Source organism: Marivivens sp. LCG002, assembly GCF_030264275.1.
GTDB lineage: Bacteria > Pseudomonadota > Alphaproteobacteria > Rhodobacterales > Rhodobacteraceae > Marivivens.
Window position 1 is genome coordinate 2,323,762 of the sequence record NZ_CP127165.1, and the last position, 22,434, is coordinate 2,346,195.

20 protein-coding genes, 1 tRNA gene and 1 pseudogene are annotated in these 22,434 nt (G+C 53.7%); 4 read left to right on the plus strand and 18 right to left on the minus strand.

Annotated features, from left to right (window positions below):
- Window positions 1–192: 192 nt before the first annotated feature.
- The 6 genes and pseudogenes from QQG91_RS11450 to QQG91_RS11470 form a co-directional block, all read right to left on the minus strand.
- Window positions 193–953, minus strand: a pseudogene (locus tag QQG91_RS11450) (IS5 family transposase).
- Window positions 954–1,352: 399 nt separating this feature from the next.
- Window positions 1,353–2,279, minus strand: coding sequence for a hypothetical protein (locus tag QQG91_RS11455; RefSeq protein ID WP_285770359.1), 927 nt, complete (start codon window positions 2,277–2,279; stop codon window positions 1,353–1,355).
- A gap of 193 nt (window positions 2,280–2,472) precedes the next feature.
- Window positions 2,473–5,043: a hypothetical protein gene (locus tag QQG91_RS11460; RefSeq protein WP_285770360.1), complete on the minus strand. Its 2,571-nt coding sequence runs from the start codon at window positions 5,041–5,043 to the stop codon at window positions 2,473–2,475.
- 206 nt (window positions 5,044–5,249) lie between these two features.
- A complete protein-coding gene (locus QQG91_RS15570) occupies window positions 5,250–5,426 on the minus strand; it encodes an integrase core domain-containing protein (protein ID WP_352232101.1) in 177 nt (58 codons plus the stop codon).
- Entirely contained in the window at window positions 5,368–5,790 is a 423-nt protein-coding gene (locus QQG91_RS11465) for a DDE-type integrase/transposase/recombinase (protein WP_285770361.1), read from the minus strand. Before QQG91_RS11465 ends, QQG91_RS15570 begins: the two co-directional genes overlap by 59 nt.
- A 277-nt stretch (window positions 5,791–6,067) precedes the next feature.
- Window positions 6,068–6,385 (minus strand): DUF1153 domain-containing protein, encoded by a 318-nt coding sequence (locus tag QQG91_RS11470; RefSeq protein ID WP_285770362.1) that lies wholly within the window; start codon window positions 6,383–6,385, stop codon window positions 6,068–6,070.
- A gap of 824 nt (window positions 6,386–7,209) precedes the next feature.
- Here QQG91_RS11470 and QQG91_RS11475 point away from each other — a divergent pair.
- The 4 genes from QQG91_RS11475 (at window position 7,210) to QQG91_RS11490 (ending at window position 12,606) form a co-directional block, all read left to right on the plus strand.
- The gene (locus QQG91_RS11475) at window positions 7,210–7,689 is read left to right on the plus strand and encodes a helix-turn-helix domain-containing protein (protein ID WP_285770363.1); all 480 of its coding nucleotides are present in this window, start codon (window positions 7,210–7,212) and stop codon (window positions 7,687–7,689) included.
- Between the two features lie 266 nt (window positions 7,690–7,955).
- Window positions 7,956–9,878: a site-specific integrase gene (locus QQG91_RS11480; RefSeq protein ID WP_285770364.1), complete on the plus strand. Its 1,923-nt coding sequence runs from the start codon at window positions 7,956–7,958 to the stop codon at window positions 9,876–9,878.
- Window positions 9,878–11,218 (plus strand): hypothetical protein, encoded by a 1,341-nt coding sequence (locus QQG91_RS11485; RefSeq protein WP_285770365.1) that lies wholly within the window; start codon window positions 9,878–9,880, stop codon window positions 11,216–11,218. Before QQG91_RS11480 ends, QQG91_RS11485 begins: the two co-directional genes overlap by 1 nt.
- Before the next feature lie 338 nt (window positions 11,219–11,556).
- Window positions 11,557–12,606, plus strand: coding sequence for a tyrosine-type recombinase/integrase (locus tag QQG91_RS11490; protein WP_285770366.1), 1,050 nt, complete (start codon window positions 11,557–11,559; stop codon window positions 12,604–12,606).
- Between the two features lie 88 nt (window positions 12,607–12,694).
- Here QQG91_RS11490 and QQG91_RS11495 read toward each other — a convergent pair.
- From QQG91_RS11495 to hisD, 12 genes are all read right to left on the minus strand, one after another.
- Window positions 12,695–12,769, minus strand: a tRNA-Phe gene (locus tag QQG91_RS11495).
- Between the two features lie 116 nt (window positions 12,770–12,885).
- Entirely contained in the window at window positions 12,886–15,765 is a 2,880-nt protein-coding gene (locus QQG91_RS11500) for a CFI-box-CTERM domain-containing protein (RefSeq protein WP_285770367.1), read from the minus strand.
- Window positions 15,766–16,099: 334 nt separating this feature from the next.
- Window positions 16,100–16,282: a DNA gyrase inhibitor YacG gene (locus tag QQG91_RS11505; RefSeq protein ID WP_285770368.1), complete on the minus strand. Its 183-nt coding sequence runs from the start codon at window positions 16,280–16,282 to the stop codon at window positions 16,100–16,102.
- A complete protein-coding gene (locus QQG91_RS11510; protein ID WP_285770369.1) occupies window positions 16,282–17,313 on the minus strand; it encodes a ribonuclease E/G in 1,032 nt (343 codons plus the stop codon). The genes QQG91_RS11505 and QQG91_RS11510 overlap by 1 nt, the downstream gene beginning before the upstream one ends.
- Complete coding sequence (locus QQG91_RS11515) at window positions 17,310–17,909, minus strand: Maf family protein (RefSeq protein ID WP_285770370.1); 600 nt, start codon at window positions 17,907–17,909, stop codon at window positions 17,310–17,312. The genes QQG91_RS11510 and QQG91_RS11515 overlap by 4 nt, the downstream gene beginning before the upstream one ends.
- Window positions 17,910–17,911: 2 nt before the next feature.
- On the minus strand, window positions 17,912–18,130 hold the full coding sequence (infA, locus tag QQG91_RS11520) for a translation initiation factor IF-1 (RefSeq protein WP_007205486.1): 219 nt from the start codon (window positions 18,128–18,130) through the stop codon (window positions 17,912–17,914).
- Window positions 18,131–18,212: 82 nt separating this feature from the next.
- Complete coding sequence (locus QQG91_RS11525) at window positions 18,213–19,091, minus strand: carbon-nitrogen hydrolase family protein (RefSeq protein WP_285770371.1); 879 nt, start codon at window positions 19,089–19,091, stop codon at window positions 18,213–18,215.
- A complete protein-coding gene (locus tag QQG91_RS11530; protein ID WP_285770372.1) occupies window positions 19,088–19,675 on the minus strand; it encodes a GNAT family N-acetyltransferase in 588 nt (195 codons plus the stop codon). Before QQG91_RS11530 ends, QQG91_RS11525 begins: the two co-directional genes overlap by 4 nt.
- Window positions 19,672–20,079 (minus strand): ketosteroid isomerase-related protein, encoded by a 408-nt coding sequence (locus QQG91_RS11535; protein ID WP_285770373.1) that lies wholly within the window; start codon window positions 20,077–20,079, stop codon window positions 19,672–19,674. Before QQG91_RS11535 ends, QQG91_RS11530 begins: the two co-directional genes overlap by 4 nt.
- On the minus strand, window positions 20,076–20,474 hold the full coding sequence (locus QQG91_RS11540; protein WP_285772347.1) for an arsenate-mycothiol transferase ArsC: 399 nt from the start codon (window positions 20,472–20,474) through the stop codon (window positions 20,076–20,078). The genes QQG91_RS11535 and QQG91_RS11540 overlap by 4 nt, the downstream gene beginning before the upstream one ends.
- Window positions 20,475–20,560: 86 nt before the next feature.
- Window positions 20,561–21,040: a UPF0262 family protein gene (locus QQG91_RS11545; RefSeq protein ID WP_285770374.1), complete on the minus strand. Its 480-nt coding sequence runs from the start codon at window positions 21,038–21,040 to the stop codon at window positions 20,561–20,563.
- A 74-nt stretch (window positions 21,041–21,114) separates the two neighbouring features.
- Complete coding sequence (gene hisD, locus QQG91_RS11550) at window positions 21,115–22,416, minus strand: histidinol dehydrogenase (RefSeq protein ID WP_285770375.1); 1,302 nt, start codon at window positions 22,414–22,416, stop codon at window positions 21,115–21,117.
- Window positions 22,417–22,434: the final 18 nt, after the last annotated feature.

Genomic DNA, 22,434 nt, shown 5'->3' on the forward strand with positions numbered 1-22,434 from the left:
TTTAGACGCAGACGCAAGACAATTGAAACGAAGCCAACGCCACCGGAGAAGTTTTCATGTCGCCAGTATGACCTTTGAGGTCATTACCTGAGGTGGAAGAGACAAATAATTTCCTTGAGAAGGTAATCCCTTTACTATCTGCTAGTGTAGCATTGTAGCAACATCTTTTGGATGAAATCTTAGGGTCAGGATTCATAACCAGAACATTACGTCAGCAGCCAAAGCGCATGCCAACAGGAAGACCTTGGGGCACCTGTCATAGCGTGTTGCGATGCGACGCTAGTCTTTTAGCCGGGCGAAACTGTTCTCGATCTTTTTGGCGCTTGCGGTATCGGGCTTCGTCATGCGGGATCGGAACCTTGCGGCTCTTTCGTGAAGGGGTGCATGGAGCGATCCCCTTGCCTTCAAGGGCTACGCGACACCAGTCTGCATCTTATCCAAGGTCTGCGAGCATGTGTTCAGCGGGAGGAAGGCCGACCAGCAGTGCCCGCGCGCCGATGTAATCGCTCCGCGCTGGCCGGCAGTAAGAAACATCCGCAGCGGACGGCCAGCCGCGTCGGTCACCGCGTGCAGTTTCGAGTTCATCCCGCCCTTGGTGCGCCCGATCAGGCGGCCACGCCCCCTTTTTTCAACCCCAGGCTTGAGGCGGTGCGGTGTGTCTTCAGATGCGTCGCATCGATCATCAGGGTGTCAGTCCTGCCGCCCTGATCGGCCAGCTCCCGAAGCATCCGGGCGAAGATGCCTGTCTCGCTCCACCGCTTCCATCGGCTATAAAGGGTCTTGCGCGGCCCACACTCTGCAGGCGCATCACGCCTCCGTAGGCCATTGCGGTTGATGAATAATATGCCGCTCAACACTCTCCTGTCGTCCACCCTAGGCTTACCAGGGGACTTTGGGAAAAAGGGTTCCAGCTTGGACATCTGCGCATCACTCAGCCAGTTAAGATCCCTTATTTCACCGCCCCGTTTTCGGAGCCGTGAATCGAGCGGCGCAGCCGAAATCAATGCATCCTGACCTTAGGGTAGCGGTAAGAAACTTTGACACAGTTAAACCTTTAAATCGTTAACAACAGAAACATTTTGCTACTGTTTTCGATTCATTTAAGAAAATCAACGACAAGCTCTGATATTTCGCACGTGTTCGAATTCTTGCTAGTCTAGCCCTTCAAATATCTAACTACTCTCTTCGCACTTACTCCATTGGTTCAAAAGTGCGCTGCAACGTTTCATCTTACTTGATCGTTTCTCAGTGCAATGGGCATTTATCGCGTGATCGCACACCAACGAGACCGAGATTACCAAGACCTGTCTGCTATGAACCACAAAGATTGACGGTCAAATCGACAACAACATTCAACGGTTCCAATCACTCCAAAGATCGGAAAGCGTTCTCCAAGACATTTTTGCTGCGTCAGAGCCGCGCTCTGCTAGTGCAGCTGATTTATCGATAGCCATCACCCCGAATGCCCAGAGGTCTGCGCTTTCAATGGCACCTATTTCTTCCAATGATGGCATCGCCCCCCGAGCTTGCATGTATGCCTCGCCAGGAGCGGTCTTCGCCCACTCCCAAATTTCGGTTTTCGTAGGAACTTTCATGCCACAGACTGTCGGATCGATCTCATCTGGGCGTTCATCAGGAAATATGGAATAATACAATTCATTGGAGTCCTGAGCCATTTCGCACAAATCGTGGATATCGAGCGCCGTAACGCCGACAATTACAGTTGCCCCGAAATACGGGATTGCCTCTCCTGCCATACCAGCAATATTGCGCTTTCCCATGTTTTCAGTGCGGCTAGCTAGCCGCATTGTATTTTCGCGCATAGCTTCGCGAATGGTTCGCGATCCGTCGACAGTATCAATGCCAGTTTCAAATGCGCTACGTTGTGCTATTCGTATCATTCTGTCGGCTTGATCAAGCTCATCGCGCAACTGTCGTGTAATAGTTCGTTCGGTAGTTAAATCTTGTGTTGTGTGGACGAGCCTGTCGCGAGCCTCACGATGAGCCGCGCGCTCATTTGCAAGGTTCGCTGAAGTTTCTGCGAGCTCTCCTCTGACCTGTCGAATAGTCGCCTTTTGTTCGATCAGCTCATCCGCTTGACTCATGACCAACGACCTTTTGCCCGAAAATGCAGAAACAAATTTTGAAGCTGCCATCATAAGTCCATCACTGATGAAAAGGCCTATATTCAGCGACAATGACACAACGAGTAAGACACCAAGTATTGCTGTGCGCGCTACGCGGAAAAACCTGAAAAATATTTTAAGTGAAGCGCTCATCTGAAAGTCCCCAAAAACACAATATTCCAACTATCGATCTTGATAGCAAACCCGCGTCTCACAACGAGATTTTGGCTACTGAGTTAGTCCTTTGCTTGACCGTGACCATTAAAGCACTAAACCCGCAGATCGAGAAGGAGCACTCCGCCCCCCTGCTACAGGAAGCACCGAGGATCTTAGCAGTGCGCTACCTTTAGTTCTTCGAGAAGAGTGAACCTACCGCTTCTTCGCTTATGTCCGGCATCGCTCCCACATGCGCAGCCTTGAGAACCTTATTAAGAATTTCTTGGGTCATCTCAGAGCGCGGCGGCGGGGAAAATCTACTCCTTTTTGCATTCTTGATGTCATCTAGTTTGACCTCGAGACGCTTAGCAAGCAGAGCTTGCGGTATTAGATTTCCTTGGTCATCACGCGGATATAAGCCAAAGAGATCATGAGCGATCGCTCGGATGAACTGCCTGAAGGCAGCGGCCTCAACCCCTCCTCTCTGCTGAACATTAGAGACCCCAAATCGGACCCTTGCGATGCTCGCTCGCTTATTATCGCGCCGGACATTCTGAGCACTCTTTCGATAAGAGATGAACTCGTCATAATCCTTAGGCGCCCGAAAGCTCCCGTCAACACAAGGGATCCGCTTAAAGTCATAATCCACGTTAACACTTCGATCTTCCTTTACCTCGACCAGATCAGCATACTTTCGATCATAAATAGATTGGGCAGAGCAAAGCCTTGTAAGCTCCCATTTCCCCATCTTGTCATCGTCCGCTAGGTAAGCTTGAATTTCTGGAGGGTTGAGCTTCATGCCCGCTCTCGCGCAGTGCTCTACCTTGCCACCATCCCTTAGGATGTAACCTCTTGTCTTGAATACTTCTACATTGTCACCGACATGCTTCACTTCAACCGGCATTGGTGCACAGCCCATATTTGCAAGACCAGCCGCTATCACCCCGATTGCTGGCTTCGCATCAATCGCTTCACGCAAGCCGGGCACATCATCGATACCCCTGCCCCTTTCAAAACGAATATTGGGAAAAACAGCTAGTGCACCATCAGTGGTAGCCGCGACGACGCTACCACCTGACTCTTCTATCGCATCAATTAACTCTACTAGAGCAGCTCGCACGGTGCCGGTAATCATCGAAGCATATGGAGCGAACGTAATAGCCGACTGCCCTAGCTCTTCCGAAGTCTCAAAACTACGGACATTGCGTGGCTTAATTCCCTGCGCGAGCTTACCGTAGAAAGAGTTCGTCATCTCTTTGTAGGTTAACTCCTGTAGCGAGCCTTTGACCTCTGCACGGCGCTTTGTGACCAGCTCTTTCAGATAACTCGCAAATGCGAGCTCCACATCCCCCATGCTCGTATCAGCTAAGATCAATTCATGCCGAAGAACCCGTATCTCAGCATTCTTCTTTAAAGCGGCAAGGAGCTCATAGGTAGTAGCGTAACCAACACCTTCGAGTGGATATATTATACCTGCTTCTTCTGCATCAACAGGTATACAAGGCCACTTACAGTCCTCAGGGAACTTAAATGCAACACGTGCGACTGATACAACTACAGAGTTTTTTTGCTGAGACTGAAGCTGTTGAACATGTGCGGTAAATGTAGAGGCATCGATTTCATCTTCTTTTTCATTTTCAATTAAGTCTTCCGAAAATCTTAAGATTGGAAGAGCCGCCGCAACAGAGGGGTAGCAAGATGTGAAATCGATATCCAGGACAAGGCATCCTGCAAAACTCGCGGGGACAGCAACATTTAGCCCACCTGCGAAGGACTGCGCAAAGAGAGGTTCACTTAAAGTCCGTTCTTCAGACACTTCTAAGTCAATCTTCTTGTATTTACGCCTCTCCACTAATGAGAATACTCTTGCAAACTCCTTACTATCAGTGAAAGCGCGGTAGCCTGAGACAGCGAAGCCTCCTAGAGTAACAGGCATTGTATCAAGGCGGAGCACATCATGCGCGAACTCCTTCATACGCTGATAATAAGCTAGGCAAATCCGGCAATCCGTGATGCCGTAGAGATCAAACAGATCTTCATCGACTATCGAGAGCTGGCGCATTTCGCGAATAGCACCTTCAGGGAGGCCTACTTTAGATATACCGACTGTCTCACCAAGGTATTCTAATTTACCCTTGCCTGTCGCAGCTAAGGTGGTTGTATCAAATACTCTTAGGCTAATTTGTCTTTCGTTTCTTTTGATATCAAGCGGATACTCGAAAAAGCCTAAGCTCAATGGGACTTTCCTTACTATCTTCAAGTAATTAGCAAGTTGGAAGCGATCAGAAAGTGCAGCCCATTCGGCTGTGCCGAAGTGACTTATCATGATAACTCCACCAAGATCATTCTTTCGATTGTATTGTAAGCTCCGAACGCTCAGCCCCAGAAGAGCAGCGATTGTATCAATGATTTGAGCAAGGCTTAATCGAACCCCTTTATCGACTTTGAAAATTAATTCTAAGAAACGGCCATCGGAACTTATCGCGGTGACCTGATAGCTAACAATATCGTTCTTCGCACCATCTCGCACGTATTCTGTGTCGAGCGAGAAAATAAGTGTAGCCCCTCTGGTGTTAAACCCAATCTTATGAGCCCATAGCGGAACTTTTACACTTTCACGATTAAATAAGCTATATACTCGAACTTTTGAACCCTTCGGGGCTCTTACTTTCGAAGCATTTTGCCCAATCAAAAAGGTATCGCAATCATCTGAGTAAGAAATTCCACATCGATCTACTCGGCCGCCTACAATATCCAACATAATAATTTCCTTAACAAAGTTGCACGCCACAAAATCTGCTGGCGTTAACTATTTAGCAGGAAAGTATTAAATATGATTTTAGCCTACGCTTGGCCGGATAAGTAGTCGATCTTGAATAACGCGGATCACATCAAGAGGGCCGCGTTTTGCGGCTGATCGGGCGCGGCTTTGGCCGCCATGTATTGACCCAGCTTAATCTGCTCAGGTTAAGCCGCTAATTTGAATGCCTCAGCAGGCGTGCGCATTGCAAGAGCCTGATGAGGGCGGTGGTTGTTGTAGAAGCTGATCCAGTCACCGATGACGCGGGTCGCATGTTGGATGCTCTCAAAGCGATGGCGATGAACGCATTGCTCCTTGAGCGTTCGGATGACGCGCTCGACCATGCCGTTCTGCTGCGGGCAGTGCGGGGGTGATGAACTCCTGCTTCAGGCCATAGCTGCGGACTGGGGCCGTGAAGTGGCGGCTGGTGAAGACTAGGCCATTGTCCGACCTCAGCAGGAATTCCTGATCGACTTTGCTCAGTGTGCCAAATCTGGCAATCAAGGCGTGCTCGAGCGCGGCGCTGGCCGTTGTGGCCTTGCCGGTGCGGGACAGGTGCCAGCCCAGCAATTCGCGCGTATGGCAGTCGATCACCAGCGCCAGAGAAGCCCAGCCATCCTTGCCGGCCCAGACCCGCGCCAGATCCGTCGACCAGCGCTCGTTCGGCGCGGTGGCGACGGAGGGCACGGCCTGAATCCGGGGGCGCATACCGATTGCTGTTTGCGGACTGCCATCCCTAGAGCTGGAAAAATCTGCTGCACTGTGTTCTTATTGAAACCGAGCAGCCAGGCCACAGTCCTGTAGCCGAACGATGGCTCTTGCTCGATCATGGCCTTAATCGGCTCGGCAAAGCGGGGATCGACCTTCGGAGCGGCTTTGGTCGGCGTGTAATAGACCGTTCGCCTCGGGATGCCGAACTAGGCGCAAAGCTTGGCGATCAACACTATGATACCCTCCGACAGCAAGCCCTGCTGGATACTCCGGATCAATTCCCGTCCTGCACATCCAACAGGGCTTGCAGCTTTTTTCGCGCACGCAGCTCCAGCATGGCCTCGCCATAGGCCTCCTGCAGATCCTTGAGCTGCTTCTCGTATTGCTCGCGGATGTCGAGCGGATTGGCCCGCAATGAGTTCTCCATCCCTCGCTTTGCGTCTTCGACCCAGCCCTCGATCTCGGAAGGCGTCAGGTCGAACGACCGGCTGGCCTCGGCCACCGTGGTTTTGCCCTGAATGATCTCGATGACGAGCGCCGTCTTACGCTTCGCTGTCCACCGTTTGATGCTGTCGTCCATTGTCATACTCATCGCTACCTTCTCCTTTGTAGCATGAGCAGATTTTCAGTGGGTCATTACAGCAGCTCCCTGGCTCCAGCCCGGATAACCCCGGTCAGAGGATCGGGCGAAAATTCAGATGGCGGTTCGAACGGGAAAACAGTAAAATTGTGCATGGCGGCGTATGCTTTCTCTTCGAGATTGACGGCGTCTTGAACACCGCCATAATATGCCGCCTACTTCACCCCATCACCAACTTTCGGGCATAACTCCTCAGTCAAAGTCTTCGACGCCACACAGGGCAAGTTTGCTTTATCTGCCTGTCCATAGCGTTCAGGCTGAGCCTTGGATCATGAACTTGCCCCTTTTAGATCGGAAATTTGGGGATAGCCGTAGAGGCATAGGTCTACGCCTAAACACGCGCTAGAGTCTGATATCGGCATCATCATCGATAGTGTCTGCCATCGTCGCCAGACCGCGACCTAAAAGTTATGGATCGTCAAAGTAGTGCTGCATGACCAAGTTTATAATTCTCTGGTCGCGCCGCAATGGCGATCCCTACCTCAACCTAAAGTATAGTCATAAGAGGCTAATGCTGATGGGAGGAAATGCAGCACTTTCTGGCGAGGCAACTGGGTAACTTTGCAAGCTGAGCTGTAGCCGCTGAGGTCGCTTCACATCCTGCTCGGCTAGCAAAAAGAATCGAGAAAAATCCGCTGCAGCATAAGTGTCCTACCAATTAGTTAATATCTTTAAGAAATCGGCAAACCTTTGTGGTTAGATTAAGTGTCGCAGATAGCGACCACCACAGGCTGACCTTCTGCGCTTAATTTTGTTCAGGAGGCGAAGTCCACTAGATGTTGGAAAATAAGAAAAATAGGCCAGATCTAACGGCCATCACTAAAAATCACCCAAATTACGAAAGTTCAATGCTGCCTAGTCCCCTCGCGGGAAATGGGCTGTCGAACCAACTAACCGTGGAGCAAGCGGCTAAACACTTTAAACTAAGTGCCGCGACACTTCGCAAGAAAATACAAGCGAACGAAATCGAGGCTTTCAGCGTCGGAAGGCAATACCGCTTTACGTGGGCGAGTATCTGGGCGTGCGAGAGTGGTCATTTACCTCGCATCGGCAATCATGCGCGATACAAAGAGAACTTATTAGCCAAGTTAGATATAGCATTGGCGCTACAAATTAGCGTGCGAACTGTTGAGCGCTGGATTTTTGACGGCATGCCAACCCGTAATGTCTTCGGGAGCGTCCGCCTCAACCCACATGACGTCACTGACTGGTTGCGCGGGCGACATATCGATCTACCCGATGGATGGTGGCATTGATGAGCCTAGTCTGTCGCACAAAAATAATATCTGAAACCACGACACGGGAAAACTATTCCCGCCAGTCGCACAAATGCCCCCAAACATCAATCGGCGTAATGTATGGGGGCGGTAATTCCAAATTCGGAATAATTCCGTCGGGATGTGCAAAATCGCGACTAATCCAGCGCGCACAGAACCTTTCAAATGAAGCTCCTCGTGATGCTGCTCAGCCGTCATCGTCTTTGGCCACGATGACGCCTTGGCATCATCAAACAGGAGAACTTATGAGAGCCCCATCAGAAACCAACAATATCAAAAGCGCTTGCATTGCAGACGTAATCAGCTGGGCAAAAGAGCGCAAGCTGTCCCGAGACGTAGTCTATGAGTTACTCAAGATTGCCCCCCGCCTTGCAATGTCTGAAGAGGACTTAGCCTGCATTCCAGCAGACCTCGAATATTTTGAAAAGATAATCGTTCCGTCGCCCTACGGTTCAGTTTCGAACGCCTCAGACCTAGAGGCGGCGCGCAAGCGCGGCAACTCTCGTATTCGGAGCTGTCTCATAAAGTTCTGGGGCAAAGCTCCCAGCACCTCCACCCCTTCATCGGCTTCATACACAGCGCTTATCGAAGCGATAAAGAGCAAGGAAGGTATGATCAATCGAGGAGCCCACTTCTCGACTGGCACACACTTACCGCTTTACACGATACTAAGACTAGCACGCGTCCCTGCCGGCGAACTCGATCAAAATGAAATCAACTACATGTTTGAAGCTAGCACGAGCGAAGGTCGCAAGTCGCTCAAGAAGGCCGTAAAGCTATTCAATTTCTTACAGTCACATAAGTCCACCTGGCCTGAAATCACTCATCTATTGCCTGCGGAAGAGCTGCAGGTTCCTAGGCGAAAAGAGAGAGCGTCAAGGATTTTTTGGATCGAATTTACAAACACATTCAGGACCAACGCTGAAAAACTATTCGCGAATACGTTGGTCAATCCTGACGAGCTTGCGGCTTTAGTGAAAAAGATGATGGCCGAAGGCAAATCATCGGATGAGATCAACCAATTTGTTCATGAACGAGTTTCCAAAAGAGACCGGATTTCCAAAAATAATAATACCGCGATAACGGGGTATAAGTCTTCGCTTACATGGCTCGCTCGCACTTATCTCAAGAGTAACACAATCCAAAGTCTCAATGACCCGCTCCAGCTCTTTGATAGAACGATCATCCAAGACACTATTGAAGCTCATCTCGAACGTTGCTCAACCTCTATAAAATTCAAAGACCCAAGGCGAAGCTCAACCCTCAAATCTAAATTGGTGAATCTGCGAACGCTCGCCAAACACGGCTTGCGCTCCGAAAGCATTTCCGCAGACCTGGAGGCGCTCTTCGTCGCCTATGATGAATTCATCATAAAGCAGCGGGAAATGACAGAAGATGCTGATGCAATCTGCTCGGCACTTCAGCAAAATCCGCGCCTAGCGGCTCGATTGGTAAACGCTCCGAGCGCGTTGGCAGAACTCGCAAGCGATAAATTGGTCGTGGCTCAGCAAGCAACAGACACGGCAAAGGAGATAAGCGCGCTCAGACTATTCGCTGTAGCGGCACTTTATGCAATTCAGTTGTGCAGGCCGCTCCGAACACGCAATTTGATTACCCTGCGCTATCGAGCCGCGGATCAGCTACCGACAAATCTGCGCTGGCTCAAAGAGGCCAAGAGCGCCGAAATTTACTTCCCAGCATTTGAGATCAAAAACAATCGACCAGTGAGAATTTCAATAACCGGCAAAGATGCGAAGATTCTATGGGACTGGCAAAAAGTCCATCGACGGCGGTTTATAGAACTAACCAACTTGGAGGATGGACCCTACCTTTTCCCTGGTTCGGCCACACCCAGGCTGCAACGGAATGGTTCAGACCTACCCGCTGGGACCATGTCTCCCTCAGCATTTGGCGAGCTTTGGGCAAAGGGTGATCGAGTCATTGGACTTGGACTCACACCACACTCGTGCCGTCATGCGGTTGCAACGCTCATACTTGCCCACGAACCAGGCAATTATGCCAAGGCAGCGGCAGTGCTCGCCGACAGTGAAGATACCGTTCGTAAGCACTATGGCAAAGACAGCGGGGAAGCCGCTGCCCAATCAGTTCGCAGGCTGCTCCTGGCTGAATACCCTAACATTTTCAAAAAGATCGGAGGGCAATTCTGATGAAACGATCAATCGCTGAGGCACGCCTCGCATCAACCCCCGCCTATATCCGAAAAGCGATGCTTGAGGACCACGGCAAACTAGCAAATGGCGCTGTAGCTGTAATCGACCGATTTTTCTCGATTGTCACCGCGAGAAATGAACCAATTGACTTGCCCTCGTCCGCTAGTTTTCGTGATGCGGCAAGCTCTGAACCTACCTTCCGATTGCTACTGCGAACTCTCGTCTCATACGCTCCAAATGTTTCTACGGCCGAAGCTATGGTCGTAAAAAATGAATGGGTCTCAAAGAGACCAAGTTGCTGTAAATCCGAGCAGAAAACGCAGCCGAGCTCCAACTCAGAAATTGAGGCCACAAGCTGGCCCAAACTCTGGCAAAGCTATTTGCCAGGCCTCAAAGCCGCAAAGTTGAAACCCGCGACATTGAAACGCAATATCGCAAGGATCAATGTCTGTTCAAGAATAGTAAAGGAATACGACCTACCGAGCGATCTCTCGTTCATTACCGCTTACGAGATAACCAAAATACTATCTACGCAGCCAAAGCCTAAGAAGGCGATCACGATCGCTGGCTATATTTATGCGCTTGTAACTTTGGGCCGTCACGGCGGTGCCGATCCAATAGGTCTGTCGGCGCTACAGTTTATCCATCAAGAACAAATAGCGATTTCTCGTGGCCAGGATAAGGATAAATATTCTCGGATCCAGATGATGGTCGATCACGGCTCTTACCAAAAAATCGCTGAAACCATTGCGCGACTTAGATGTGCGGCGAACGAAGCCCCTTCACACTCGTATACCCGAAGCAAAATGCTCCAAAGCGCCGCAATTTGTGCTGTGGCGTTGAATATTCCTCCTCGCACAAGTGATATGGCTAAATGGTCAATCGGCGAAGAACTCGTGAGGTCCGCCGATGGAAGTTGGACCCTAAGCTGGCGGCAGGAGAAAACAGACAGAGAAATCTCTGGGGGTAGACTTTGGCCGGAAGTTGCTGAGATATTGGATGAGCATCTACTCTGTGGTCGTCCAAGAAGGTTTATTTCGGCGCGATACCACGAATGTGTGGGGCTAAACTGGCTGACCTTAAAGACGGATCAATACGCAGCGAAATGGCCTTCGTTGGTGTTCAAGGAAGCCGTTGGTATTCCCCTCCATGATCTACGCACCCTGCTTGCCGACTTTCTTAGGCTGCATGAACCAGAAACAGCGGCCGATATCATTCAAACGTCTCTTGGTCATGCCACGAAATCAGCAGGTTCGGCGTATCGGAGCGATTGTGAAGGCGACCTAGCTGCAAGGTATTGGGCGACGATCCGTATGGAGATTGCCAAATGCAAATAAACTCTACACAGCGATCAAGACGAACGTCGCCAACTTGTTCACTCGATTTCCCAAGCTGGAGGTATGTGCATGAGTGAACACGTAGATCAGAAAAGTTTTTATAGCCGTGGCGCACTACCTGTGCCCACGAAGCGAGGCCTGTCTCGAGACGAGGCAGCCGCCTACATTGGAATTAGTCCAACAAAATTCGACGAGATGGTCGCGGATGGCCGCATGCCTACTCCCAAGCGCATCGACGCTCGACGAGTCTGGGACGTCCACCAATTAGACAGCTTCTTTGACAAGCTCCCTGGAAGCGAAACCGTCACTGACAATCCCTGGGATTAAGGTAATATTATATGGTTAAACGTTTGAAATACATTGCGATCGATAGAGATAGGCACGGTAACGAGCGGATCTATTTCCGCCGCCATGGCATCAAGACACGTTTGCGTGGTCCGTTCGGATCACCCGAGTTCTTGGCTGATTATCAAAAGGCGTTTGCGCTAGACGGTCGCAAGCCCGCAAAGCTAAAAGTAGTGTCTGGTCCAGAACCCACAAGCATACGTTGGCTCTGTATCCAGTATTTCAAAAGTTCACCCTTCACCTCACTCGACCCGCGCACACAAAAAGTGCGAAGATCGATCCTCGAAAAATTCTGCCGCAATGGAGACGATGGCGCGAAGCCTTATGCCATGTTGCTACCTAGACATATTCGCATTCGACGCGATGAGATGTCAGAATACCCTCAGGCAGCTAATGGTATGGTCAAGGCACTAAGGCAGCTCTACCGTTATGCAATCAACTACGATTTTCATGATACTAACCCCGCTGAAAAAGTTGAATATCTCAAGGGAAACCCCGAGGGATTTCACACGTGGACGCTCGCCGAGGTCGCTCAGTTCGAGGCGACACATCCAGTTGGCTCGATGGCGCGACTTGCATTAGGCCTTGCTCTTTATACCGGACAAAGAAGGTCAGACTTAGTCAACTTCGGCCCCAGTTCTATCCAGGACGGTTGGTTGGTCTTTCGGCAACATAAGGGCCGCAACTCAAAACCCGTCTACCTTGAAATTCCAATCATACCTGAACTTGCAAGCCTGATTGAAGCAACGCCTTCTAAAAGTGGAACTTTTCTGGCGACCTCATTTGACAAGCCATTCACGTCAAATGGTTTTGGAAATCGATTTAGGAAGTGGTGCAACGAAGCAGGCCTATCACACTGCTCTGTCCATGGCTTGCGGAAGGCAGCAGCCTCGCGTCTGGCCGAGCTGGGGTGCACTGAGCAAGAGATCATGGCAATCACTGGTCACAGGACGAGTAAGGAAGTCGCCCGATACACACGGGCAGCATCACAAAAACTGCGTGCTGAGAGTGCCCTAAAGCGAATTAGCAATGGCGGTGAGTAGAAAAGTGTCCCACTAAAACTTTGGCGAAACCAAAGTGGGACAATAAACGGAGCTAAGCCCCTGATACACATAAGAAAAATCTTAAAAGTGGTGCCCGGGGGCGGAATCGAACCACCGACACGAGGATTTTCAATCCACTGCTCTACCCCTGAGCTACCCGGGCACTGGGAACATGGCGGTTTGCCGTGTTGGGTGTCGGCCTTCTAGACTCGCTGGATGGGACTGTCCAGATGCATTCGACGAAATTCCGAGCGCCTCTGACGTTTTTTTTCGCAAAGACTATCGGGCCTTACGCGACATCGCATGGGCAATGCGAATTTGTCCCGAAAGATACACGGTGCTGCGATATTCGCCGCCCCATTTGTTGACCGCGTCGGCATTACGCAGAGCCCCGATCAGCGTGCCGAGGACAGCCCGCGCTGCGCTGCGAAGACGCGGGAAGGGCTTCAATCCGCGTGCAAGCCAAGGGCCGACGCGCCAGTAGGTCCAGATAAAGGCACGGCCCAAGGCGCTGTGCACCAGAATGTGGTCACGCACATTGCGCAGATATTCCACATCGGGGTGATTGCCGTCCGCATAGGCCGCCGTTGCGACAAAGCATTCAGCCCCGGTGATGGTCTGTGCTTCCTCGGCCTCTGCTTCTTCGGCTTCTGCGTCGTCAAGGACACGCATGTAGTCTCCGTCGAGCGTATGGCCGTCGTTGGCAAGAGCGTTGCCGATAAAACGAAGCTCGTCGGCCTGCATCGATTGGGGTGTCGCGGAGAAATCGGCTTGAGCAAGACGGTCGAGATAGACGTCGAGAACATCCTCGTCGAAAGCATCGAGCATGTCGTCGACATTGTCACCGATCATGGCAAGCTGGAACAACAGCGTATCGGGGTTCACAGCATCAAGAAATTCGCCAAGCGCGTCCGAGTCGAGGGCGTTCATCAATGCGGCCATATTGTCTGCATCGATGAGCGACGCCAAGGCGTCGATGTTGAGCGAACGGATCAGCTCTTGGGCTGCGCCCGCATCGAGGCCTTCGATATAGTCGGTGATGTCTTGCGGCTCGCCATCGAGAAGGAGACGTGCAACTTCGGGGTCGGCATTGATCTCGGCAGCGTAAGACGCGGCAAGATCGTTCGTATCTTCGCCAACAAGGTCATCGAGCAGCGGCGCAACCACGGCGGTGTCGCTGAAATCGCTGAACGCGGCCGAAATGGCATCAAGGCTGGAGGCTGCGCCGAGGATGACGGTGTGACCGCCCTCTTCGTGCGAGAAAACAAGATCGTCACCTTGCACCGAAGCAAACTCCAGTGCATCTTCTGCTGTCGCATAGGCACGCATGAAGCTGAGGGTGTCGCCACGAGCAAGATCGAAACCTTCGATGGTCGTATCGCCCTCGGTCGATGCGATGATATGGGCAATGCCTTCAACGGGTTTGATCAGGTTGGTGCCGCCTTGGGCGACAAAGATATCCTCGCCGCGACCGCCGTAAACGGTGTCGTTGCCTTCGCCCGTGAAAAGAATGTCGTTGCCGTCACCCCCGTAAATGACGTCATCACCTTCGCCGCCATCAACGATGTCATCGCCACCACGACCGCGCAGGATATCATCCCCGAGGTTGCCGAAAATGGTGTCGTCCCAGCTCGTGCCTTCGAGCTCGTCGTCATAATCGCTTGCCGGATCGATAAGCTGATCGGCGCCCCACATGGTGGTGCCTGCGCCTGCATAGGTGAACTCGATCCGCACGACGTCATAGGCCCCGAGCGAAACGTGATAATCCGAACCAGAGGTGAGTTCTGCCTCGGTCAGCGTGCGCAGATGGGCGGCAGCGTCTTTGGAGGTGGCGTCGCCCTCATCCTTGAGCGTATCGGGGTCGTCAACGGCAGAGAGCTGCTGTCCCCAGACACGTGAATAGTCTCCGACAAGATCGTTCAGATCGAGCGTGAGGTCGATCTCGTGATCCGAACGCGACGAAAGAAAGAATACCATTTTGTCGTCGCTGCCGAAGGCATGCAAAAGCACTTGGTCCTGTGCACCGTCGACGCGGGTCGAGTTGGTATACTCGCCGGGGAATTGAAGGTCGAGCGCGTAGGTCCCTTCGAGACCGAGCGACATCATGCGCACAACCTCGCCCGAGGGCGTCAGGTTCAGAGCCCAACCGCCCGGCACGGAGGAGTCGGGGGAAAGCGCAGCAAGACGATCCTGAAGCGACTGATAGGCGGTCCCCCAAAGAGACGCTCCGTCGACCCCGTTTTCAAGCATCGTCTGGGTCATCTCGATCAACGTCGAGGCAGCTTGCATACCCATATCGGCTTCGTCGCCGAGACGGACGTTCCATTCCGAAACATAATAATTCAGATCCCCGAAGCCTTCGGCGTTCTGAAAGTCGTCCATACGGTCGAAGTGCTTGGTCGAGGTATCTGCGGCTTGAAAGTCTTTGACGTAATAGTGCTGTTCGACGGTATCGATCGCATCGCGTGCATCCAGATCAAGCTGCTCGATGATGTCCTGCGCGCCAGCCGCGTCGAACGAAAGCGAGGTCTGGATAGCGATATCAGGCTCATTCCACTCTGCGTTTTCGCCGAGTTCGTCGCGATAGGTATCAAAGACGCGCTGGAGACCCTTTGCAACCGTATTGGCAAGTTTGCCATACTCGCTCGAGGTCATGCGATCCTGATACCAATACTCGTTTCCGATCGAGAACGTGTTGATATCGATCTGGCCGTAAGCGCCACGGATCAGCGCATCGACGCGGTCCAGCAGATTATAGACGGCATAGTCCGATACGATCCGATCCCCGTCCGCATCCCGCTCGTCCGACAAGAGGCTCTCGGACGGGAGGACCCAATCAACGGAGGCATTGATCGAATTGGCATATTCGATAAAGCGGGGAACGTTGGTAAAAATGTCCGAACCGCGCTCGGCATCGACCGAAGGCTGACGCGACCAAAATTTATCGCTTACCTCGTTGTCGGGCGAGAAAAGCTCTTCGGTGATCGTGCCGCCGGGAAACCGGAGCGAGCTCGTGCCCATTTTTTCGATGAATTGATCATAAGCACCGCCTTCGACCAAATTATCGCGCGTGAACAGCGTGTTCATTCCGAAGAAGTCATTCGAAATAGCGTCTGAAGTGACGCTCGCAGAACTGAATTTGAATGAAAGTGCGGACATAATACCCGCCTCCGGTGCTGAAAACACAGAGCTTGAAAAAATGCTCCGGCAGCGACACTCGCTACGTTTTCAACCTAGAATGAGGGGCGGAATTACTTAATTATATCAGCAGGATAGACGGGATACCTTTGGGTGATATCTAGAGAATTCGAGGTAAATTGGTTACCCCTTTCCAGATGTTTATACTGGCTTGAAGAACACACGTGATCGACTTTGGAATAAAAATATATCCAAAGTGACAGGGTAATTGTTCCATCAGGAAGATTAGGGAAAATTAACCATAAGGATATTCCACTTTGCACGGAAATAGAGCCTTATCTGCGAATGTTCGCGGTTAATTAATGAGCCGCGAATCGTCGCCTTCAACCTCTGGGAGGTCTTCGGGATCAATCTCGTCACTCGCGGGGATTGAATAGCCCCCACCCAGCCACTTGGCCAAGTCGATATCCGCGCACCGCTTTGAACAGAACGGACGATATTTCTGATCTGTTACTTTCGAGCAAATCGGACAGGCCATCAAAGCCCCCTGAGCGTCCGCACCAATGGCAGGCGTTCCCGCTTACGTTGGAGTTCGAAAAGCCCCATTTGCGTCCAACCGACCAAAGAGGTTTCGATCGGGTCATTCTTGAACGAGGCGCGCAACGATTGTTCAACCTGCTTGCGGTGCGCCTTGGACATGGGAGCGAAATCGACCACGATCTGACCGCCCAGACCCCGAACGCGCAACGCACGCGGCAGGGCGCGCGCGGCGGCAAGGTTGGCCTTGAGCGCAGCACCTGCAGAGGTATCGCCGCCCGTGTTCACATCCACAGCGACAAGCGCCTGTGTGCCTTCGACGAACATATAGCCTTCGCCGATGTCCACACGAGCGGTTTTGATGTCCTCGATCTGGTCCATCACGCCAAGATGCTCGAAGGACCCCGCCTCGGTGACGACTTCGGCGGTCGATGTCCACTCGCGCCAAGCAAGGATATGCGGCCCGTCGCCTTCGGTCAGCGCCTCCGGCTCGGTGCCTTCAGCATCGCCGAGCACCGCTTCGGCAAGGTCCTGCATAGCGGCGATGTCTTCTGCGATCTCGTCTTCATCTGCACCCTCGCAGCCGGATCGCAGGATCAGACCGTGTTCGGTTTCCATGACGCCATGCGCGATTTCAAGAAGGCGGTTGCGCTCGTCCTCGTCCTCGATTTGACGGCTTACATTGATACCGGGTTTTCCAGGCGTGATGATTGCGAAACGGCTTTTGAAAAGAACACGCTCCGTCACAGGAACAGCCTTGCCACCCTCCGCATATCCGGTGACCTGAACCAGCATCGACTGCCCCGGACGAAGCCCTTTGCTCTGACGCAAGAAAGCGGTGTCCCCATCGGGAAGGCGAAGCATCATACCGCCCTGCCCTTTGATCGGACGATCGCAGATTGCACGGAAAATCGCCCCCGGACGCGGCGCATCCGTATCGTCGATCAAAAGATCGTCGATCTTGCCATCCACCATCAAAGCAGCGGCTTCGACATCACCAATGTGGTCGAGAACGATCGTGCGGCCCTTCATTCGGTATCTCCATAGAGCGGGTAACCCGCAGCCGTCAAAAGACCTGCGGTTTCAGCAAGCGGCAGACCGACGACACCGGTGAAGGAGCCGTTGATCCACGGGATGAACGCACCTGCGGGGCCTTGGATCGCATATCCACCAGCCTTGCCGCGCCAATCACCGCTTGCGAGATAGGAATTCACTTCGGGATTGCTCAGGCTCTTCATGGCGACCGTCGTTACAACGTCCTTGAGCCAGACCTTATCCCCGCGCTTCACGGCAACCGCCGTGATGACGCGATGCCGCCGACCCGACAAAGCATGAAGGAATGCGGCGGCTTCTTTTTCGTCTTGGGGTTTGCCCATGATCCGCCGCCCCATCGCCACGGTCGTATCCGCGCAGAGCACGACTTCGTCGTCGGCACAGGCGACCGCAGCAGCTTTTTCGGCAGCGATACGGCGGACATAATCACGCGGGACCTCGCCTTTGTGCGGGTCTTCGTCGATGTCTGGGGGGCGCACGGCGCTCGGCGTTACGCCGATTTGCGCAAGCAGCTCCAGCCGCCGGGGTGATCCGGAGCCGAGAACAAGCTTGAGCCCAGGCGTAGCCCGGAGCACTGTCACTTGAAGCGATAGTTGATCCGACCCTTGGTCAGATCGTAGGGGGTCATTTCGACTTGCACCTTGTCGCCGGCCAGAACACGGATGCGGTTCTTGCGCATCTTGCCTGCCGTATGTGCGATGATCTCGTGGCCGTTTTCCAGCTCGACCCGAAATGTCGCATTAGGCAGGAGTTCCTTCACGACGCCGGGAAATTCGAGCAGTTCTTCCTTGGCCATGTGATCTCCATAGTTGTGTGATCCGCCAGAGTCTGCGGACCGCGCCTAAATGCGCCCAGATTTACATATTTTCAAGGGTTAATCAGCGCAGGTTCTCTGATTTCACATGCAGAGTGCGTTCATCCTGCTCGATCCAATGGGCAAAATTGCCGACTTGGCCCGTTTGGCGCGGGGCGCTGATGGCCTTTGGGTCGACCTCGGCATAGACCCAAGCGGCCTTGTCCGTATCACCCTGAGCGATGATCCCGTTGGACGGAAGCCCATGATCGGGCGGGCAAAAAAAGCCCGCGCGGCCCGTGCCTTGGTCCAGCACATCACAGTCAGGCACAGGGCCAAGGACGGGCGACTGGATGATAAGACACTGGTTTTCGATGGCACGAGCACGGCAGGATTGACGCACCCGCGTCTGGCCAGCGGCAAAATCGGTGGCCGAGGGGACAAGGATCATCTCGGCCCCTGCCTCGGTCATCGCACGCGCCTGCACAGGAAATTCGCTGTCATAACAGATGAGAATACCGATTTTACCGAGAGCGGTGTCGAACACCTTTATCTCGCGGCCTGCTTGGATTTCCATCTGGTTGCGCTCATAGGGCGTCAGGATCAATTTGTCCTGAAAGGTATGGGTTCCGTTCGGTGCCGCCAGATACGCGCGGTTCACGATCCGATCCCCGTCCGCCGCACAAAGCGATCCGGCAAGGATATGAACCCCGTATTTCCGCGCAAGACCGACATGAAGGTCAAGCCAGGCCTCAGACGCCGCGACCATCCGCGCGGCCCAGTCCTTGGCCGAAGTGTCCTCTTGCAGGCCGATCAATGCCGCCTCGCAGCCGCCGTATTCGGGAAAGAGCAAAAGCTCGGCTTTTGCTTCGGCGGCCTCGCTGACCCAAGCCTCGATCTTGGCTGCAAGCGAAGCCCAGTCGGAATGCCATTCGGGGCGATATGCAGAGGCTGCGATTTTCATAGCTTTTTGATCCAGAATTGAAGCGGCTTTTCGGTTTGTTCGGCATGCCCGTGATCGGTCCATTTGAACCGCGCAACGGCACCATCGAGCATTTCATACCCGCGCTTGCGCCAGAATCCATCCAGAGGACGGTAGCCCGATGGCCGCGCAGGGTGATCATGGGGACGGATCACAGCACAAAAGGCGGAATATTTGCGCCCAAGCTCGCGCGCCTTGGCTTCTCGATGGTCAAAGAAGCGATGCCCGGCGCCCTGCCCGCGATACTCGGGCAACAGGACGGATTCAGCACAATAGAAGATATGCTCGAGCGGGATGCCGACGCTCTTGAACGGTTCGGCAAAATCCGAAGCGTGGTCCTCCATCGGGGTGCCTGTGGCCGCGCCGACAAGCCGTGTGCCGTCAAAGGCCCCGACCAGAACCGCGCCCGCATTATCACGATAGCTTTGCAGATAGCGGTGTTCATAGTCGAATGTGCCCGCGTAAAGATAGGGCCACTCGGCAAAGACCGTCATGCGCAGCCGCGCCACATCCTCGAGCGAGGCTTCGAGCGCCTCTCCCGTCAAGCGCCGGAAGTCCAAGGTCATTGCGAAACCTGACGTATCCAATCCGCAAGGTTGTAATAGGTGGTGACGCGCGTGATCTTGCCGTTCTCGAGCGACATGAACGAGCCCGCAGGAAGAACATAGGTCTGGCCATGCGCTTCGGGCAAACCGCTGTCCGTCACAAGATATTTGCCGTTGACGACAAACTCGGCGGAGGCGCGCGTCCCGTCCTCATTTGCAAAAACGACGATCTCGGTCAGCGTCTCGTGATAACAGCGGCTCATGTGGTCACAGAACTCGGAAAAAAGCGCCTTGCCGCGGCGCACCTGTCCCTCGTTCACGTGGTGTGCGATGTCATCGGACAGCTCGGCCAGCATGCCGGCTTTGTCGCCTGCATTAAAAGCACTGAAATACCGCGTCAGAACGGATTTTGCATCGGTCGTCATGGATTTTCCCTTGCTGGTCCCCAGCGTTGTTCTAGCCGGGCTATGATTTGGTCACGGGTCTGCCGATAGCTGGCAAGCCGCGCTTCTCGCCCTTCTCCAAGACCCGTCGGGTCCATGATGGGCCAATACTCGACATCGAGATGGAAAACGCGGGTGAGTTCCAGCGCACGGCGTTGACTTGCGGGCGACAAAGCCAGCACGAGGTCGAACGACGAAAGATCGTCGCCCCATTGCTGCATTTCGTCGAACGAGCGCGAACGATGGCGGGACAGCTCGACCCCGATTTCTTGGCACACCGCCACAGCGAAACCGTCGATTTCAAGATCGTTCTTCACACCGACGGATTGGATATAGCATTCGGTCCCATAGAACTTTTTCATGATCCCTTCGGCCATGGGGGAGCGGACGGAATTATGGTCACAACAAAAGAGCACCGACTGTGGCAAAGGATCGAAGCTTTTGTCGATGTCCGTCACGGCGCTCACCCTCCGAAATGCAGAACGCAAATCAGTGTGAAAAGACGGCGTGCAGTGTCGTAATCGACCTCTGCCTTGCCCTCGAGCCGCTCTTGGAGAATGCGCGCACCTTCGTCGTGAATTCCGCGACGGGCCATGTCGATCGTTTCGATCTGGTTCGTCGGAAGGGTCTTTACCGCGTCGAAATAGCTTTCGCAGATCTGGAAATAGTCTTTCACCACCTGACGGAACGGCCCAAGGCTGAGATGGAACTCGGCAGCGGGATCGTCCGCTTCGGTCGTCAAAGCGAAAACCAGACGGCGATCACGGATCGAAAGCGAAAGTTTATAGGGACCTTCGGGCACGGGACGTTCATCACGTGCGGGAAGAATGATGTTGTTGGCCTCAAGAAGGTCAAAAATGGCGACACGGCGTTCCTGTTCGATCTCCGGTGTCGGAGGCGGCAGGGCGCTGTCGTCGAGTTCGATATGTATAATTCTGGACATGGGAGGAGCGGTCCTTGATCTATACTTTCAGTTAGCCCGCTCCACGCCCGGAGGCAATGCGACCCAAGCGCAGTTTATCCATTCAGCTTGTCGAGTCGAGCGCGAACGCTCAGCCCGTGGGCCTCAAGACTTTCCGACTGTGCAAGACGCTCTGCGCTCGGCCCTATTGCGGCGATGGCTTCGGGTGTCATGCGCGAAAGCGTAGTGCGCTTGAGAAAATCCATGACCGACAAACCCGACGAAAACCGCGCCGAACGCGCCGTCGGCAGAACGTGGTTGGGTCCACCGATATAGTCGCCGATGGCTTCGGGCGTCCAGGCGCCGACAAAGATCGCACCTGCGTGACGGATCTTCTCGCAGAGCGCATCCGCGTCATCGACGCAAAGCTCGAGATGCTCGGGTGCAATACGGTCGGACAGGCGCACGGCCTCGTCCATATCGCGCACGGTGATGACCGCGCCAAAGTCACGCCAGCTTGCCCCCGCAATCGCGCGGCGTTCCAGTGTTTCAAGCCGCTTGTCGACAGCAGCAGCGACCGCGCGGCCAAAGTCGGCATCATCGGTGATGAGGATGGATTGGGCACTTTCATCGTGCTCGGCCTGCGACAGAAGATCGAGAGCGATCCAGTCGGGGTCGTTGTCCTTGTCCGCAATCACGAGGATTTCAGACGGACCCGCGATCATATCGATCCCGACCTTACCGAAAACGCGGCGCTTGGCTGCCGCGACAAAGGCATTGCCGGGGCCCGTGATCTTGTCCACGGGCGCAATGGTTTGGGTGCCATAGGCCAGCGCGGCAATCGCCTGCGCTCCACCGATCCGGTAAACCTCGTCCACACCCGCAATGCGCGCCGCCAAGAGCACCAGCGGGTTTGCTACCCCATCAGGTGTCGGAACCACGATGGCAAGACGCTCGACGCCCGCCACTTTCGCGGGGATCGCATTCATCAGGACCGACGACGGATAGGACGCGAGACCGCCCGGAACATAGAGACCCGCCGCGGACACCGCCGTCCAGCGCCAACCGAGCGACGCCCCGACCTCATCGGTCCAGCGTTTATCCTCGGGCATTTGCGCCGCGTGATAGGCGCGCACACGCGCAGCGGCGAGCTCCAGAGCCGCGCGATCCTCGGCGGAAACCTTGGCGCATTCGGCCTCGATTTCGGCTTCCGAAAACCGCAAGGTTTCAGGCGTCAGCTGCATTCGGTCGAATTTGGCGGTCAGCTCGATGACGGCGGCATCACCACGCGTGCGCACATCGGCGATGATCCCAGCAACAACCGCGTCCACATCGGGGCTATCCTCGCGCTTCATTCCCAGAAGTGCGGTGAACGCCTCTTCAAAACCTGCGTCTTTGGTGTCGAGAAAATGCGGCATGTCGGTCTCCTTCGTGGG